General features: G+C 68.7%; 14 protein-coding genes. 2 read left to right on the forward strand and 12 right to left on the reverse strand.

Translation table 11 applies throughout. The features are described 5' to 3' along the window. The first annotated feature begins 12 nt into the window (after positions 1 to 12). Entirely contained in the window at positions 13 to 681 is a 669-nt protein-coding gene (locus tag E3T19_RS17765) for a phosphatase (RefSeq protein WP_088455522.1), read from the forward strand. A 50-nt stretch (positions 682 to 731) separates the two neighbouring features. On the opposite strand, the gene E3T19_RS17770 is transcribed toward E3T19_RS17765, so the two are convergent. From E3T19_RS17770 to E3T19_RS17815, 10 genes are all read right to left on the reverse strand, one after another. Further along, positions 732 to 1,109, reverse strand: coding sequence for a hypothetical protein (locus E3T19_RS17770; RefSeq protein WP_134409479.1), 378 nt, complete (start codon positions 1,107 to 1,109; stop codon positions 732 to 734). 148 nt (positions 1,110 to 1,257) lie between these two features. Further along, a complete protein-coding gene (gene adhE / locus E3T19_RS17775; RefSeq protein ID WP_174776223.1) occupies positions 1,258 to 4,011 on the reverse strand; it encodes a bifunctional acetaldehyde-CoA/alcohol dehydrogenase in 2,754 nt (917 codons plus the stop codon). Positions 4,012 to 4,245: 234 nt separating this feature from the next. Beyond that, positions 4,246 to 5,388, reverse strand: coding sequence for a cysteine desulfurase family protein (locus E3T19_RS17780; protein ID WP_088455524.1), 1,143 nt, complete (start codon positions 5,386 to 5,388; stop codon positions 4,246 to 4,248). A gap of 28 nt (positions 5,389 to 5,416) precedes the next feature. Next, entirely contained in the window at positions 5,417 to 6,277 is an 861-nt protein-coding gene (nadC, locus tag E3T19_RS17785) for a carboxylating nicotinate-nucleotide diphosphorylase (protein WP_088455525.1), read from the reverse strand. Then, complete coding sequence (gene nadB / locus E3T19_RS17790) at positions 6,271 to 7,893, reverse strand: L-aspartate oxidase (protein WP_088455526.1); 1,623 nt, start codon at positions 7,891 to 7,893, stop codon at positions 6,271 to 6,273. The genes nadC and nadB overlap by 7 nt, the downstream gene beginning before the upstream one ends. Positions 7,894 to 7,895: 2 nt before the next feature. Then, positions 7,896 to 9,227: a quinolinate synthase NadA gene (gene nadA / locus E3T19_RS17795; RefSeq protein ID WP_088455527.1), complete on the reverse strand. Its 1,332-nt coding sequence runs from the start codon at positions 9,225 to 9,227 to the stop codon at positions 7,896 to 7,898. Further along, complete coding sequence (locus E3T19_RS17800) at positions 9,224 to 9,964, reverse strand: NUDIX domain-containing protein (RefSeq protein ID WP_134409480.1); 741 nt, start codon at positions 9,962 to 9,964, stop codon at positions 9,224 to 9,226. Before E3T19_RS17800 ends, nadA begins: the two co-directional genes overlap by 4 nt. Before the next feature lie 84 nt (positions 9,965 to 10,048). Continuing rightward, on the reverse strand, positions 10,049 to 11,608 hold the full coding sequence (locus E3T19_RS17805; RefSeq protein WP_134409481.1) for a glycosyltransferase family 39 protein: 1,560 nt from the start codon (positions 11,606 to 11,608) through the stop codon (positions 10,049 to 10,051). A gap of 72 nt (positions 11,609 to 11,680) precedes the next feature. After that, the gene (locus tag E3T19_RS17810) at positions 11,681 to 13,060 is read right to left on the reverse strand and encodes a HAMP domain-containing sensor histidine kinase (RefSeq protein WP_165788011.1); all 1,380 of its coding nucleotides are present in this window, start codon (positions 13,058 to 13,060) and stop codon (positions 11,681 to 11,683) included. A 13-nt stretch (positions 13,061 to 13,073) separates the two neighbouring features. Beyond that, positions 13,074 to 13,748 (reverse strand): response regulator transcription factor, encoded by a 675-nt coding sequence (locus E3T19_RS17815; protein ID WP_088455531.1) that lies wholly within the window; start codon positions 13,746 to 13,748, stop codon positions 13,074 to 13,076. A 104-nt stretch (positions 13,749 to 13,852) separates the two neighbouring features. Here E3T19_RS17815 and E3T19_RS17820 point away from each other — a divergent pair, with 104 nt between their 5' ends. Continuing rightward, positions 13,853 to 14,674 (forward strand): carbon-nitrogen hydrolase family protein, encoded by an 822-nt coding sequence (locus E3T19_RS17820; RefSeq protein WP_088455532.1) that lies wholly within the window; start codon positions 13,853 to 13,855, stop codon positions 14,672 to 14,674. A 4-nt stretch (positions 14,675 to 14,678) separates the two neighbouring features. On the opposite strand, the gene E3T19_RS17825 is transcribed toward E3T19_RS17820, so the two are convergent. Both E3T19_RS17825 and E3T19_RS17830 read right to left on the reverse strand, forming a co-directional pair. Further along, positions 14,679 to 15,065, reverse strand: coding sequence for an ATP-dependent DNA ligase (locus tag E3T19_RS17825; RefSeq protein ID WP_240632395.1), 387 nt, complete (start codon positions 15,063 to 15,065; stop codon positions 14,679 to 14,681). A 93-nt stretch (positions 15,066 to 15,158) separates the two neighbouring features. After that, a complete protein-coding gene (locus E3T19_RS17830; protein WP_088455533.1) occupies positions 15,159 to 16,163 on the reverse strand; it encodes an alpha/beta fold hydrolase in 1,005 nt (334 codons plus the stop codon). Positions 16,164 to 16,332 lie beyond the last annotated feature (169 nt).

Genomic DNA, 16,332 nt, shown 5'->3' on the forward strand with positions numbered 1-16,332 from the left:
AAGGTGAAGAAAATGGATGTTTCGGACCGTCGCCCCCTTCCCGGTCTCACCTTCCCGGAGGCGTACCTGCACCGTCTTTCCGACGAGCTCTCGCTCAAGTTCTCCGGTATCTTCGGCCTCGAGACCGTGGAACGATACGTGCTCGAGTCGTACACCAGCCTCCTGCGCGGATCGACGGTGCGCGCACACGTCGCCGCTCGCACGGTTCGGTTCGCCACGGACCGGCTCACCGCGCTCGCCCAGGCCAAGGGCGCGATTGCCCGGGACGTCCCCGAGGTGCTCTTCGTCTGCGAGCAGAATGCGGGCCGGTCCCAGATGGCCGCCGTACTCACCGCGCACCTCTCCGGCGGGCGCGTTCACGTACGCAGCGCCGGCTCGATGCCCTCCGGTGAGATCCACGCCACCGTGATCGCCGCCATGGCTGAAATCGGCCTGGACCTGGGCGAAGAGTTTCCCAAGCCCCTCACCGACGACGTGGTGCAGGCCGCCGACGTCGTGGTGACCATGGGTTGCGGCGACGCCTGCCCGGTCTACCCGGGCAAGCGCTACCAGGACTGGGAGCTGGCCGACCCGGCCGGACAATCGCTGGAAGCCGTGCGGGACATCCGGGACGACATCCGCGCCCACGTCGTCACGCTGCTGACCAGTGTCGGTGTGGAACCCCACTCCCTCCCGGCCTGATCAGACCCGGCTCGCAGCTCAGCCGCCTTGTCGTGGCGCCAGGAATTCGGCTAGTCCGCGTTCGGGGTGTCTCTGTGCTTCGTGAGTTCGGCTCGATCGTCGGCGGAGGACTGACGATCGCTCTTGGCGTGGGAGCGGTCCAGCGCTGCTGCTCGCCGTTCTCCGTGGCCTGAATATATTTCGCTGGTGTCCAAAAAGGCCTCGAGGTCGGCGGCTTCGGCACGCTTGTCAGACTCGACATCGCGGATGTCGGCCTCATCGTCCCGTCGGTGTGCGTCCACCAGGATCTTTTCGATCTTCTGATCCTGGGCGGCTTGGCTGGAGGTTCGAGCCTCGTCCTGCTCGTCCTGATCGTCCTGAGGGATGCGGGCTGAATCGGGTCCAGCAGCGTCAGCGTTGCCGTGCGGAGTGTCAGTTGGGTTGCCCACAGTGTCCATCTAACACCAATGGGTGGTGAGGAGCGACGGGCGACCGCGACCGCCGGCACCGTTCTCGCAACACAGAACGGCCCCGCACGAGAGTGCGGGGCCGTTGTGGTGGTGCAGGTCGAACGGTTGTTGCTGTGACGCGTGGAGCCTACTTGCCGGCCTTGCGGGCGGGCTTCTTGGCGTCCTCGGTCGGAGCGGCAACCACTGCACCGGTCTCGTGCGCGGCGTCAACCACGGCTGCGCGTCCGGCGCGAACCTCGGCGAACGACGTGCCGTAGTACGCGGCTTCCATGAGGGTCTTCATGTCCTCGAGCATCGGCATCCGCGGGTTGGCGGGTGCGCACTGGTCGCCGTAGGCGCCCATGGCGAGCGAGTCGAGGCGGCTGATGAAGTCCTCTTCCGGCACACCCTGTGCCTGGAAGGACGGCTTGATGCCGACCTGGTCGCGCAGCTTCTCGACGGCCTTGGCGTAGGACTCGACGCCCTCGGCCGGGGTGGAGGCCGGGAGGCCGAGGTGCTTCGCGATTTCCTGGAAGCGCTCCGGGGCGATGTAGTGCTCGTACTTGGGCCAGCTGGTCAGCTTGGTCGGTACGGTGCCGTTGTACCGGATCACGTGCGGCAGGTAGGTCGCGTTGACCCGGCCGTGGATCAGGTGCAGCTGCGCGCCGGTGACGTGAGCCATGGCGTGGACTATGCCCAGGAAGGCGTTACCGAATGCCATACCGGAGATCGATGCGGCGTTGTGCATCTTCTCGCGAGCCTTGATCACGGCGTCATCGGTGCTGCCGATGGTGCCCTTGACGCTGGTCTCGATGTTCTCGAAGATCAGCTTGATCGCGTGCAGGCAGAGGCCGTCGGTGAAGTCGTTCGCGTACACCGAGACATACGCCTCAGTGGCGTGGGTCAGGGCGTCGAAGCCGGAGTCTGCGGCGAGGAACGACGGCATCATGGCCGTGAGCACGGGGTCGATGATCGCGACGGACGGGATCAGCGCGTAGTCGGCCAGCGGGTACTTGACGCCGGTGACGTCGTCGGTGATGACGGCGAACGGGGTCATCTCGCTACCGGTGCCCGAGGTGGTCGGGATGCAGACCAGCTTGGCGAGCTCACCGAGGTCGGGGAACTTGAACGCGCGCTTGCGCACGTCGAAGAACTTTTCCTTCATGTCGGCGAAGTCGATTTCGGGGTGTTCGTACAGCAGCCACATGACCTTGGCGGCGTCCATCGGCGAACCGCCACCGAGGGCGATGATGGTGTCCGGCTTGAAGGCGCGCATTTCCTCTGCGCCCTTCTCGACGGCGGCAACGGTGGGCTCGGGGAGCACGTTGTCGATGATCTGCAGGGCAACGCGGCCCTCACGGCGGTTGAGCACGTCGAGGATCTTGTCGACGAAGCCCAGGCGGGTCATGGTCGAGTCGGTGACGATGGTGACCCGGGTGACGTCGCGCATGTCGGCCAGGTAACGGATGGCGTTCGGCTCGAAGTAGGTCTTCGCGGGGATCTTGAACCACTGCAAGTTGTTGTTCCTCCGGCCGATGCGCTTGATGTTGATCAGGTTGATCGCCGAGACGTTGTTCGAGACGGAGTTGTGTCCGTACGAACCACAGCCGAGCGTGAGCGAGGGGATGAACGCGTTGTAAATGTCACCGATGCCACCGAGCGAGCTGGGGGCGTTGGTGATGATGCGGACAGCCTTGACGCGCTTGCCGAATTCTTCGATGATCGCGGGGTTTTCGCTGTGGATCGAGCCCGAGTGGCCCAGTCCGTCGAATTCCACCATCTGCTCGGAGAGCGAGATGCCCTCTTCGGCGTCCTTGGCGTGCATGACGGCGAGCACCGGTGCCAGCTTTTCGCGGGTCATCGGCTCGTGCGGTCCGACTCCGGACACCTCGACCAGGATGATCGACGTTTCTTCGGGGACGCTGAAGCCGGCCTGCTGTGCGATCCACACCGGCGACTTGCCGACGACGTTCGGGTTCAGCTTGGCGCCGGCGCAGTTCTCCGAGTTGGCCTGCACGCCGAAGATGAACTCTTCGAGGAGGGCCTTCTCTTCTGCGTTGGTGCGGTAGGCGTGCAGGATCTTGAACTCGGCCATGGCCTCGTTGTAGAGGGGCTCTTCGATGATGACGGCCTGCTCGGAAGCGCAGATCATGCCGTAGTCGAAGGCCTTCGAGAGCACGACGTCGTTGACGGCACGCTTGAGCTTGGCGCTCTTCTCGATGAAGGCGGGCACGTTGCCGGCGCCGACGCCCAGGGCGGGCTTGCCGCAGGAGTACGCGGCGCGGACCATGGCGTTTCCACCGGTCGCGAGGATGAGTGCCACACCGGGGTGGTTCATCAGCAGGGTGGAGGCCTCGAGGGACGGCTGTTCGATCCACTGGATGCAGTTGGCGGGTGCGCCTGCTGCGATGGCGGCGTCGCGGACGACGCGGGCGGCGGCTGCGGAGGACTCCTGCGCGGCGGGGTGGAAGCCGAAGATGATGGGGTTGCGGGTCTTGAGCGCGATGAGCGACTTGAAGATCGCGGTGGACGTACAGTTCGTGACCGGGGTGATGCCACAGATGACGCCGACGGGCTCGGCGATCTCGGTGATGCCGGTGAGCTCGTCGCGGCTGATGATGCCCACGGTCTTGAGGTTCTGCATGCTGTTGGTGACGTGCTCGCACGCGAAGAGGTTCTTCACGGCCTTGTCTTCGAAGACTCCACGGCCGGTCTCAGCGACGGCGTGCACGGCGAGCGTGGCGTGCTGGGACAGCGCGGCGACGGAGGCCTTCTTGACGATGTAGTCGATCTGTTCCTGGGTGAAGTCCGCGTAGTCCTTCAGCGCGACGTTGCCGGCGGCAACCAGGGTGTCGATCTTCGTAGCTATGGGAGTGGCGACTGGTTGGTCTGTGATCGTCATAGTTTTCCTCCTGGACAACCCGATCTGGGATCTTTGTCTCTGGTTCAAACATAGGCTGCCGGAACGCCCAAAACACGGGCCAAAGGTCCCACGTGCACTGCCTTTCGGCGCCCGTTCAGCATCCGTTCGCCCTGCACCGCAACTGTGCCCCGTTCGGACAATTGCGCCCGGTGCGCCGGACGCAGTTGTCCGGTTCGGGAACAGTTGCGAGCGAGGGGGCGGCCGGGGCGCTGGTCAGCCGGCCAGGCCGCGCACGGCGGCGACGGCCTCGCGCACCCGGGTGGCTGCCTCGGTCAGCTCCGCGGCGGTGGTGGTGGCCGACAGGGTGAACCGCACAGCGGTCTGGGCGAGATCGGCGGGAATGCCCAGGGCCGTGAGCACGTGTGACGCCTCGTCGCTGCCGGCGGCACAGGCCGACCCGCTCGAGCAGACGATATCGTGGCGTTCGAGCTCGAGCAGCACGGCCTCGCCGCCGGTGCCTGCGAAGGTGAACGAAGCATGGCCGGGCAGCCGGTGCAGCGGGTCCCCGGTCAGCGCCGCGCCGGGGGTGCTCTTCAGGACCGCTGCGACGAAACCGTCGCGGAGCACGGTCAGGGCGGGCGCGAGCTCCCGCCGTTCGGCCTCGGCCAGGTCGAGGGCCACGGCGAGCCCCACGGCCCCGGCCACGTTCTCGGTGCCGCTGCGCCGGCCGCGCTCCTGGCCGCCGCCGTGCAGCACCGGTTCGACCTGCAGGCGACCGCGCAGGTACAGCGCGCCGACGCCCTGGGGCGCGCCGAGCTTGTGTCCGGAGATGCTCAGCGCGTCGACGCCGAGGTCGACGACGTTCAGCTCCAGCCAGCCGGCGGCCTGCACGGCGTCGGTGTGGAACGGTACACCGGCCGCGCGGGCGATGGCGGCGAGTTCCCGGATGGGCTGCACGGTGCCGATCTCGTTGTTGGCGTAGTGCACGGTGACGAGGGTGGAGTCGGGCCGAAGAACCCTGGCGAGCTCGGCGGGATCGACCCGGCCGGAGGCATCCGTGGTCAGCAGGGTGATCTCGAAGCCGTGCAGCCGGCGCAGATAGTCGCAGGACTCGAGCACGGCCTCGTGCTCGAGGGCGGTGCTAACGATGTGCCGGCCGCGCGGGGAGCCCAGGGCGAGGCCCTTCACCGCGAGGTTGGCGGCCTCGGTGCCGCCGCCGGTGAGAGTGATCTCGCCGGGCCGGCAGCCGAGCACCCCGGCGATGCGGGCGCGGGCGGCCTTCAGCGTGGCGGCCGCGGCCTCACCCACCCGGTGGTGGCTGGACGGGTTGCCGAAGCCGCGGGTCATGACCGGCCAGATGGCTTCGGCGACCTCGCGGCGCAGCGGCGTCGTCGCGGCGTTGTCCAGGTAGATCATGGCTGCTCCGGGTTCGGGGAAGGGGTGGTCAATCCTCGGTGAGGATCACCACGTCCAGGCCCAGGTCGAGCGAGCGAACGCTGTGGGTGAGGGCGCCCACCGAGATGACGTCGACGCCGGACTCCGCGATGCGTCTGACGGTGTCGAGCGAGACGCCGCCGCTGGCCTCCACGATGGCCCGGCCGGCGACCAGGCGCACGCCCTCGCGGAGGCTGTCGGCGTCGAAATTGTCGAGCATGATGGTATCGATGCCGGCCGCGAGCACGGGTTCGATCTGCTCGAGGGTGTCCACCTCGACCTCGAAGTGGGTGGTGTGCGAGAGCTTGGCGCGTACGGCCAGCAGCGCCTCGGTGAGGCCGATGCCGCCGGCGCTCAGCACAGCAAGGTGGTTGTCCTTGGCCATCACGGCGTCGGAGAGGCTGAACCGGTGGTTGTGGCCGCCACCGTCGCGCACGGCCTGGCGTTCGAACGCGCGCAGGCCGGGTGTGGTTTTGCGGGTGTCGACGATGCGGGCCGCGGTGCCGGCGGTCTCAGACACGTACCGGGCGGTGAGGGCGGCGATGCCGCTCATCCGCTGCACGAAGTTCAGTCCGATCCGTTCGGCCTGCAGGATGCCGCGGGCCGGGCCGGACGCCTCGGCGAGCAGGTCGCCCGCAGCGAAGGCGGCGCCGTCGGTGACGTGGAGGTGCACCGCGATGCGTGGGTCGACCAGTCGGAACGCCGCAGCGAACACGGCCCCGCCGCTGAACACGCCGGCTTCCCTGGCCACCAGCTGGGCGGTGGCGACGGCGTCGGCGGGGATCAGCATCTCGCTGGTGAGGTCGCCCCACGGGGCGTCCTCGTCGAGGGCGGCCCGCACGACGGTGTCGATGGCGTGTGTGGTCAGCATGCGATGGCCTCCGAAGGCTGCGATGGAACTGTGAGAAGAGGGCGGGTTGACGCCGGGTGCCGGGTGAAGCGCGGCCGGGCGAGTTCCGGGCGGCTGTCTGGGAAGTCAGCGCGGTGGTGGGCGCCGCGGGATTCCTCGCGGGCCAGGGCTGCGGCCACGATCAGGCGGCCGAGGTCGAGCAGGTTGCCCGTCTCGAGCTCGGCGACAGTGGCCCGGCCCCGGTCGACGGCCCGCCACCCGGCCAGGGTCACGGCGGCCCGGGTCAGGCCAGAGCCGGACCTGTGCACTCCGGCGGCCTCCCAGAGCAGCTCCTGCAGGGTGCTGCGCTCGACGAGCGTGCCGGCCTCATCCGGGTCGCTGCCGAGTTCGGCAACTGCCTCGAGGTCGTCGAACAGCGGCGGTAGCTGCTCCTCAGCGTCGAGCGCGCGCACGGCCCGATCGGCGAAGACAGCGGCTTCGAGCAACGAGTTGGATGCCAGCCGGTTCGCGCCGTGCGCTCCGGTGCGGGCCACCTCACCCACCGCGTAGAGGCCGGCCAGCGAGGTGCGGCCCCAGCCGTCGGTGGCGACTCCGCCCATCCAGTAGTGCGCGGCCGGAGCGACCGGAATCGGTTGCACCGCCCAGTCCAGCCCGGCGGCGCGGCAGGCGGCCGTGATGGTGGGGAACCGGCTCTCGAGCAGGTCACGGCCGAGCCCGGTGGCGTCCAGCAGCACCGGGGCGCCGCCCTGCTTTTTCATCTGGGCGGCGATGCTGCGCGCCACGATGTCGCGGGGCGCGAGCTCGGCATCCGGGTGGATGGCCGGCATGAACCGTTCACCGGTGCTGGTGAGCAGCACGGCGCCCTCGCCGCGAACGGCCTCCGACACCAGCGGGGTGCCGGGCACCGCGAGCGCGGTCGGGTGGAACTGGTAGAACTCGACGTCGGCGACGGCAGCGCCGGCCCGCCAGGCGGCGGCGACACCGTCGCCGGTGGCGATGGCCGGGTTGGTCGTGTGCCGGTACAACGCTCCCGCACCTCCGGTGGCGAGGATCACGGCGTCGGCGGCGACCGCGTGCTGGGTGCCGTCCGGCCCGAGCAGCATCGCGCCGGTCACCCGGACCGTGCCGGGGCCGTCGGTCACGATCAGGTCGACGAGCATGGTGTGTTCGTGGATGGTGATCTGGTCGCCGCCGAGGGCGTGGGCGCGCTTGGCCCGCTCCTGCACCGTGGCCACCAGGGCGGTCTCGATGGCGGCGCCGGTGGCGTCGCCGCCGGCGTGCAACACCCTGGACCTGGAGTGCGCGGCCTCGAGCCCACGGGTGATGCCCGATTCGTCGCGGTCGAAATCGACGCCGAACCGGATCAGGTCGCGCACCCGGGCCGGGCCTTCCTCGCAGAGCACCCGCACGGCAGCGGGGTCGCAGAGTCCGGCGCCGGCGCGCAGGGTGTCGAGGATGTGCGCGTCGGTGGAGTCGTCGGGGAACAACGCCGCGGCGATGCCGCCCTGGGCGTAGCGGGTGTTGCTGTCGGAAAGGGCGGCCTTGGTCACCAGGGTCACCCGGTGGCCGGCATCGGTTGCCCGCACCGCGGCGATCAGCCCGGCGAGGCCGCTGCCGACGACCAGCACGCGCGTCATGGTCAGGCTCCGGTCACGACGGGGGCGACGGGACCGGCGGCGGGCGGCTTGGCGGCGAGCATCCGTTCGAGCGCCACCCTGGCGTGCCCGGCGACGTCGTCGGCGACCGTGATGCGGTTGAGCACCTCCGCCGGCACGCCGTCGCCGCCCACGAGAGCCTCGAGTACCCAGGCCAGGTAGCCGGAGTGGATGCGGTACATGGTGGAGCACGGGCAGACGACAGGGTCGAGGCAGAAGATGGTGTGCTGCGGGTACTGGGCGGCGAGGCGCTGCACGAGGTTGATCTCGGTGCCGATCGCGAACGTCGACCCGGCCGGTGCGGCCGCGATGGCCTTGGCGATGTAGTCGGTGGAACCGTATTCATCTGCCGCATCCACGACCGCCATCGGGCACTCGGGGTGCACGATCACGCGCACGCCCGGGTGCTCAACGCGGGCAGTCTCGATCTGCTCGACGGTGAAGCGGCGGTGCACGCTGCAGAAGCCGTGCCAGAGGATCACCTGCGAGTTCTCGAGTTCGGCCTCGGTGTTGCCGCCGAGGGCCTTGCGCGGGTTCCACATCGGCATCCGCTCGAGGGGAACGCCCATGGCCTTGGCGGTATTGCGGCCCAGGTGCTGGTCGGGGAAGAACAGCACCCGCTGGCCGCGCTCGAAGGCCCACTTCAGCACGGTCTCGGCGTTCGAGGAGGTGCAGACAATACCGCCGTGCTCGCCGCAGAAGCCCTTGAGCGCCGCGGAGGAGTTCATGTAGGTGACCGGGATCACCGGGACGCGCCCGTCGGCATCCGGTTCGGTGCCGTAGAGCTCTTCGAGCTGTTCCCAGCACTCGGTGACGGAGTCGATGTCGGCCATGTCGGCCATCGAGCAGCCGGCGGCGAGGTTGGGCAGGATCACGGCCTGCTCGGGGCGGGAGAGCAGGTCGGCGGTCTCGGCCATGAAGTGCACGCCGCAGAAGACGATGGCTTCGGCATCCGGCCGGCTCTGGGTGGCCACGGCGAGCTGGAAGGAGTCGCCGATGAAGTCGGCGTGCTGCAGCACCTCTTCGCGCTGGTAGAAGTGGCCGAGCACCACAACACGGTCACCCAGGGTGGCCTTGGCGGCGCGGATCCAGTCGCCCAGTTCGCCGTTGGATGCCGTGCGGTAGCGCGCGGGCAGCTCGCCCTGGCGGGGGGATCCGGTGGGGATGACGTCGCCCATCGAGGAGCCGGGCCCGTAGCCGGGGGCCTTGTCGTCGAAGTACCACGGGTCGACGGCGAGGTCGGGGGTGCAGGTGCTGCCCGTGCTCTTGCCCGTGCTGATCAGACGGATGGTGCGGTCGACCGATGCGATGGTCATGTCGTGCTCCTCGGGGGGTGCGGGGTGGTTTGGAGGGGAGTTTCGGGCCAGCCGACCGTGGAGCCCAGGGGCCCCTCGGCGATGGAGTGGGAGTCGTTGTAGCGGTAGAGCCGCGGCGGCCGGTGCGGTACCCCGGCCAGGCGGAGCCCGGTGTCGACGACGGTCCCCGTCGACTCGATCATGCGGCGGAAGTTCGCCGGGTCGAGTGCCCGGCGCAGGACCGCCTCGTGTACGTCGCGCAGCTGGGCCAGGGTGAATGTCTCGCCGAGGAAGGCGTGCGCGATGCGGGAGTATTCCACCTTGGTGCGCAGACGCCATAGCGCGTACTCGACGATGTGGTTGTGGTCGAACGCGAGCTCGGGCAGCCGGTCGGCCGGGAACCACTGCACGTTCTCATCGACGGCGGCGAGGTCGGCCTCGGTGGACTGCACCAGAGCCCAGTACACGATCGAGACGACGCGGCTGCCCGGGGAACGGCTGAGATCGCCGAAGGTGTACAGCTGCTCGAGGTACTTGGGGGAGAGTCCGGTGGTTTCCCGCAGGGTGCTGGCCGCGGCGGTGGAGAGCTCCTCCTCGGGCGGCAGCCAGCCACCCGGCAGCGCCCACAGGCCCAGGTACGGGTCCCTGGTGCGACGGACCAGGGGAAGCCAGAGCGTCATGAAGCCGGACTCGACGTCGGGCCGGAGCGCGAAAATGACCGTCGAAACCGCAAGCACAGGCGGGTGTAGATCGGTCATCGGGCATCCCTCGAGTAAAGGTCAATATGACTCTAACGTGAGGTCCATCATATAGTCATCGTGACCAGAAGTCACACCCCGGGCTCACGGCATCGTCAACCTCGTCATTTCGATGAGGATGGTGCGGTTGATCGTGCGGGACGACACGATGGAGAAACCCGCCTCGCGGAGCACGGCAAGGTCGGTTCCGGTCGCCGTTCCCCGGCTCCCGACATTCTGCAGGAGCCAGACTCTGTCGGTTGCAGCCAGCCGGAAGGCGGCCACCTCGAGCGGGAGTGTGCGGTCCCACAGCCCGTCGGTGTTCTCGAACGACTCGTCGCGGGTGATGTCGTTCAGCCCGACGAACGCCGCCGGATAGAGGTGCCCGGCCAGGCGCGGGCGCCGCGATGGCCTGGTGCTCTCGTCAAAGACGACGGCATCGCGTGGTCGGGCCTCTGCGCGCAGGATGTCGGCCGTCTGGCGCCAGTCGCTGCCGTGGTCCTTCGCGAAGTCCGAGCGTTGCGCGAGATAGCCGGGCGCCGCGAGGGTCACCACGAGCAGCAGGGCAATCGCCCGAGCCCAGAACGGCCGAAGCCCCACGATGCCCACGGCCATCAGGATGGCGGCCGCCGGCGCGCAGATCGAAAGGTAGCGATAGGCGTACATCGGCGTGATCAGGTGGGTGCCGATCAGCAGGGTGGTACTCGGCACGACCAGCCAGGCCAGCAGGACGACCAGTTCGGCCCGCGGCACCCGCCCGGGCCCGGCGTTCACGCCGACGCCCTGGAACCGGGGGACGAACGCGGTCAGGCAGCCGACCGCGATCAACAGCCAGGCGAGGGCGGCCAGGGCCGGAGTGTCGAACCACTGCTGGACGGCGGCGTCGAGCGGGCTGGCCTGTGCGCGTCGGGCCAGGAAGGCGATCTGGTCACGCTGGGTGTGGGCCAGGATGATGATCGGTGAGGCCACCGCCAGCGCGGCGCCCACCCCGCCGGCCCACGTCAGCACGGTGACGCGTGGGCTGTGCCGGGTCAGCAGAGTCACCACGAGCCCGTGCACCGGCACCAGCAGCGCGATGTAAACGAACACGGCGATGCCCGCGGCGAGCAGCACCGCGTAGCCGGCCCAGAGCGTCAGGGTCAGTGTGGCGGTGGTGGGCCTGGACCGCACGATGTGCACGAGGAGCACTGTGCACCACACCGCGATCATGGTGGCCAGGGCCGTGGACCGGGCCTCAGCGCCCATATACGTCACTCGGGGGAGCACAGCGAAGACGAGGGCGGCGAACAGGGCGACGCGCGGGTTGACGAGCATCCGGGCCAAGACGGCGGTGCCGGCCGTCGCGGCGCCGATGGACAGGGCGCTGAGTAGTCGGGTAGCGAACTCCGACGCCCCGAACACGTCGATCCAGCCGTGCAGAAGCAGATAGTAGACACCGTGCACGGCATCGACCGTGCCGAGCATCCGAAACAGCGACTGAAGCGACCGCTCGGCGGAGAGCACGCTGGCTGCCTCGTCACCCCAGTAGGACGGCTGCCAGGACCCGGCCACCGACACCAGGAAGCCGACCAGGCCGAGCAGGGCCGCGGTAGCGGCGAAGCCGCGCCGACCGTGTCTCGTCGGCTCCGGGGCCTCGACGAGCGGAGAGGCGAGAACAGTCGTCACCTCCAGACCCTAGAACCCTCCAACGTTTACCGACGCGGGGCCTCGGTGACCTGGAAGGTTCCCAAAGTGCCGCTAGGGAACGTGCCGCGGCAGCCGGATCTCGACTGCGAGTCCGCTGCCGGTGTTGCGCAGCAGGACCGTGCCGTTGGCGCGCTCGACGATGGCGTGCACAATGGCCAGACCCAGGCCCGATCCGCCGGAGCTGCTTGACCGGGCGTTGTCCGGCCTGGAGAATCTGTCGAACGCCAGCGGAATGAAATCCTCCGGCAGGCCGGGGCCGGTGTCGATCACGGTGATCAGCGCGCCGGAGCCTGAGCGGGAGAGTGACACGGTGACGCCGCCGTGGCCCGCCATCGCCGTGACGGCGTTCGAGATGAGGTTGTCGAGGAGCTGGCCCATATTCGTGGCCGAGACGCCGTAGCGACCCTCCGGGTCGTCATCGTCGATGCGGTAGACGACCTCGAGTTCGTGGCCGTCCCGCACCACCCGCGCCCGGTCGACCGACGCCGTGATCTCGTCGACCAGACCGGTCCAGTCCGTCTCGGGCGGCGACTGCACACTCTCCAGCTTGCTCAGCTCGAGCAGATTGGTTGCCAGCCGGCTCAGGCGTCCGGCTGTTGCCGATGCGTCTCGGATGTCGCGCTCGAGAGCAGGGGCATCGCCGGAGTCGAGGTGGGCCAGCTCGAGCTGCGCCTGAAGTACCGCGAGCGGGGTGCGCAGTTCGTGACTCGCATCCGACACGATCTGTTTTTCGCGGTCCACGCCGCGCCGGAGCCGCTTGATGAAGTCGTTGAGGGTTCGGGCGAGCTCGCTCACCTCGTCCTTGCCGGCTGGAACCCGCAGCTGCGCCGAGGAGCCCGTCGTGCTCAGACTCTCGGCTTCCTCACGCAGGCGGGTCACCGGGCGAAGCGCCGCGCCGGTGAGCAGCCAGGAGGCCAGTCCGAACCCGGCGGTGAGGATCACCGTGCCCAGCACGAGCACCCCGGTGAGCTCATCGAGCAGCAGGGTGGGGGCCTGCTGGCTGCGGGCGGCTATGACGAGCCAGTCGCCCGAATCCGAGCTCACCGGCGTCGCCGAGACCAGGTAGGTGGCGGCGGGGGTGGTCACGGTCTGCGGTTCGGCGCCCAATTCGATCAGGGCGTCGAGCTGCCGGTCCAGGCTGCGCGGCAGCGACGACTTCCGTACCGTCCCGGTCGGGTCGACGATGGCCAGCAGCTGGCCCTCGCTCGGGCTCTGGATGGCCTCGGCGGGGTTCGTCGCGAGCTGACCCAGCAGGGACTCGGCGTCGTTGCGCAGCATGGTCTCGTTCGAATCGGTGAGAATCGATTGCACCTCGAGGCGGACGAAGAATGCGGCGGTGCTGAACAACAGGGTCGCGACGAGGAGGCTTCCCAAGGTGATCCGCGCGCGGATCGACAGCGCGGGCAACCAGATGCCCCGGGGGCCACTCACCGGGAGGGCCGCCTCATCCGGCGAGCTCCACGGCGTAACCGGTGCCTCGCACGGTGACGATGCGCACGCCCGCGGCATCGGTATCGATCTTGCGGCGCAGATAGCTGATGTACTGGTCGACGATGTTGGGGTCGATGTGGTTCGTGCCGTTCCAGATCTCTTCGAGAATGGTGGTGCGGTCGACCGTAGTGCCGGCCCTGCTGCAGAGCAGTCGAAGCAACGCCACCTCTTTGGGGCTCATCGACACCGCACGCCCGGCCACGGTCACCCGCAGGTCGCGGGAGTCCAGCACTATGTTGCCGATCTCCACCGTGGTCGGGGCGCCCATCGACCGGCGGCGCAGCAGGGCACGCACCCTGGCGGAGAGCTCGGCGAACGCAAACGGCTTGGTGAGGTAATCGTCGGCTCCGCTGTCCAGGCCGAAAACCCTGTCGTCGACGGTGTCGCGTGCGGTCAGCAGTAGCACGGGCATGGTGTTGCCCGACTCGCGGATGCGGCGGCAGATCTCAAAACCCGACATCTGGGGCAGCATCACATCGATGGCGGCCAGGCCGAAGCCGTCCCCATTGAGGGCGATGAGTGCGTCGACCCCGGTGGAGACCCGCACCGTCTCGTACCCCTCGGCCTGCAGTCCGCGTTCGATGAGGGCACCCATCTGGTCATCGTCCTCCACGACCAAGATCTTCATCCGTCACCCTTCGCTCGCACCAGGGTCTCATGCTGGCACGTTGCGTGACGCTTCGCTCGCGACCTGCCGACGGCAAGCTGGGAAGCCGCCGCTAGGCTGACGACATGGTGGATGCGCGCGCGAGCGACGAACTCGGGGTGGCCGTGGCGCAGTTCGCGCCCGGCGCTGATCAGGCGGCGAATCTGGCCGCGATGCGCTCGCTGGCCGGTACCGCCGTGGCGCGCGGGGCGGGCATCGTGGTGTTCCCCGAGTATTCGTCGTTTTTCGAGAGTCGGTTGGGTGACGCATCCGTTGCCGCCGCCGAAGCGCTCGACGGACCGTTTGTGACCGCGCTAGGTCACCTGGCCGCCGATCTGGGCGTGCACATCGTGGCCGGCATGCTCGAGCGCACCGACGACCCCCACCGGGTGCAGAACACTCTCGTCGCCGTCGACCCCGCCGGGCTGGTCGTGGCGCGGTACCGCAAGCTGCACCTCTACGACGCGTTCGGGTCACGGGAATCCGACAGGGTGCTTGCCGGTGTCATCGAAGCGCCGGAGACCTTCGTCGTTGCCGGTCTCACGGTGGGCCTGCAGACCTGTTACGACATCAGATTCCCCGAGGTCACCCGCCGTCTTGTCGATGCCGGCGCCGACCTTGTGCTCGTCCCCGCGGAGTGGGTGCGCGGACCGCTCAAGGAGCAGCACTGGCGCACTCTGGTCACGGCGCGCGCACTCGAGAACACCGTCTATCTCGCGGCGGCCGACCATGCGCCGCCAAGCGGCGTCGGCGCGAGCATGGTGGTCGACCCGATGGGTGTTGAGCTGGTCACGATCGGGGAAACGACGGATGTGGCCGTCGGCTGGATCTCCCCTGCCCGGCTTGCCGAGGTGCGACGGGTCAACCCCGCCGTTGCCCTGCGCCGTTTCGGCACGGTGCCGCTCTAAGCGCTCATTCCGGCGCGGCCACCGACGACTTCGGCAACGCGGAGGCCGACTTCACCGCGAACGACACATCCATCCCACCCGCGTGATTGGAATCGATGGCGCGTTCTTCGCTGGTGGCGATCAGCCCTTGCGAGCTGTTGGCCGAGCGCGTCAACTGTGCGATCCACTCCGGGTTGAGAGTCGGGGTGTGGCCGCCGGTGAACTTGAAGTACAGCGGTATCGCCGGATTCATCCATGCCGAACTGCGTCCGTCGCCGACCTCGATGGCGTTGCGCCAGGAGAAAAGGAAGCTCTCGCCGCGGCGGAGTTTCTGCACGATCACGACTTGCAGATGTGTCAGGATCCTGTCGTCGAATTCAACGACGACCCGGTCGTAGGACAGGGTGCCCATGAGTTTTCGCGTTCACTTCCAGATTGGCCACGCTCGGTGCCGGGAACGGGTGAAAGCGATGATGGGGCACTGACAGAAGAACCGGAGGATCCCTCAACTCTCCTCTGCTGCCCGGCAAAGCGCAAGGAATTCGGGCGAATGCAGAGCCGTGAGCGTGTCGACCGGACGTTCGACGTGGCCGAAGTGGCCGGTGCCGGTGAGTACCGTGACCTCGAGGTCGGCGATCACTCGGGCCAGGCGCCGGTCGTCGTCGTCTCCGACGAAGACATCACGGTCGCCGTGCACCGACCGCACCGGGCACTCGATGCGGGCCCAGGACGCCTCGGCGTTGTAACGACCGGCCCGGCCGGCGGCCAGGGTGAACGAGCGTGGCCGCGTCTCGGCGGCCAAAGCGGACAGCACGCTCCGGTCGACCCGGCGGACGTTGCTGAACAACGGAGCCACCGCGGGGCGCAGCAAGCCCAGCCGATTCAGCCCGGCTGCCAGACCGCGGCCGGCCGCGCCGCACGCCGAGAGAACCCTCATCACGCCGAGCAGGGCCGTGAAGCCGGGCAGCACGGCGAACCGGGACAACGGATGCCGCACGCTGTCGATGACACCGAACGTCGTCGCGGACACCAGCCCGACAAAGGTCGTCTGCCCGGGTCTGCTCGCCGCGAGCTCGAGGGCGACGAACCCGCCCAGCGAGTGCCCGATTACCCGCCAACGCCGATACCCCAGGGCGCGCGCGATCTCGGCTACGACCGCGGCGAGGGACTCAATGGTCTCAGCGTCTTCGTCGATTGCCAGGGGAGTGTCGCCCCAGCCGGGCAGGTCCGGGATGATCAGGTTCTCGAGCGGGGGCGCGGGCAACCGGTCCGCAGCGCGGATCAGCGGCGTCCAGGTGGTCCACGATCCGGCCGCACCGTGCAGCAGGATCGTCGCGGTGCCGGTGGAGCCCGTCGCTGTTCGCCGACCATGCCGCACCGCGACCGGACCGAGGGGTGTGTCGATCAGGCTCGTGCTCAGGCCCAGCCGGCCGGAGTCGTGTGACAGCGCAAACGGGCAGTAGCCCAGGTCGGTGTCGAAACCTGCCGGGACGGCGGTGGCGGTGCTCATAACAGGGGTTCGGTACGGCCGGCGACCCGGATTGGCGGCCGGCCAAGCCTGAGTTCCGGCTGATCATTTGCCGCGGCCGGAATACCCTGCCCGGTCGCAGAGTTTGCTGAACGGGACGCGTGTTCGACAACGGCGGCACAGCCGCATCCACTGCGTCCCCATCCCACAG

The organism is Cryobacterium sp. TMT4-31, assembly GCF_004403385.1.
In the GTDB taxonomy this organism is placed as follows: Bacteria; Actinomycetota; Actinomycetes; order Actinomycetales; family Microbacteriaceae; genus Cryobacterium; species Cryobacterium zongtaii.

What these genes read in the sequence shown, in the direction of transcription:
- E3T19_RS17815 (WP_088455531.1), bottom strand. Translation starts at nt 13,748, where the DNA reads ATGAAGATCTTGGTCGTGGAGGACGATGACCAGATGGGTGCCCTCATC.
- nadC (WP_088455525.1), bottom strand. Translation starts at nt 6,277, where the DNA reads ATGCTGACCACACACGCCATCGACACCGTCGTGCGGGCCGCCCTCGAC.
- E3T19_RS17800 (WP_134409480.1), bottom strand. Translation starts at nt 9,964, where the DNA reads ATGACCGATCTACACCCGCCTGTGCTTGCGGTTTCGACGGTCATTTTC.
- nadB (WP_088455526.1), bottom strand. Translation starts at nt 7,893, where the DNA reads ATGACGCGCGTGCTGGTCGTCGGCAGCGGCCTCGCCGGGCTGATCGCC.
- E3T19_RS17825 (WP_240632395.1), bottom strand. Translation starts at nt 15,065, where the DNA reads ATGGGCACCCTGTCCTACGACCGGGTCGTCGTTGAATTCGACGACAGG.
- E3T19_RS17830 (WP_088455533.1), bottom strand. Translation starts at nt 16,163, where the DNA reads ATGAGCACCGCCACCGCCGTCCCGGCAGGTTTCGACACCGACCTGGGC.
- E3T19_RS17820 (WP_088455532.1), top strand. Translation starts at nt 13,853, where the DNA reads ATGGTGGATGCGCGCGCGAGCGACGAACTCGGGGTGGCCGTGGCGCAG.
- E3T19_RS17765 (WP_088455522.1), top strand. Translation starts at nt 13, where the DNA reads ATGGATGTTTCGGACCGTCGCCCCCTTCCCGGTCTCACCTTCCCGGAG.
- nadA (WP_088455527.1), bottom strand. Translation starts at nt 9,227, where the DNA reads ATGACCATCGCATCGGTCGACCGCACCATCCGTCTGATCAGCACGGGC.
- E3T19_RS17780 (WP_088455524.1), bottom strand. Translation starts at nt 5,388, where the DNA reads ATGATCTACCTGGACAACGCCGCGACGACGCCGCTGCGCCGCGAGGTC.
- adhE (WP_174776223.1), bottom strand. Translation starts at nt 4,011, where the DNA reads ATGACGATCACAGACCAACCAGTCGCCACTCCCATAGCTACGAAGATC.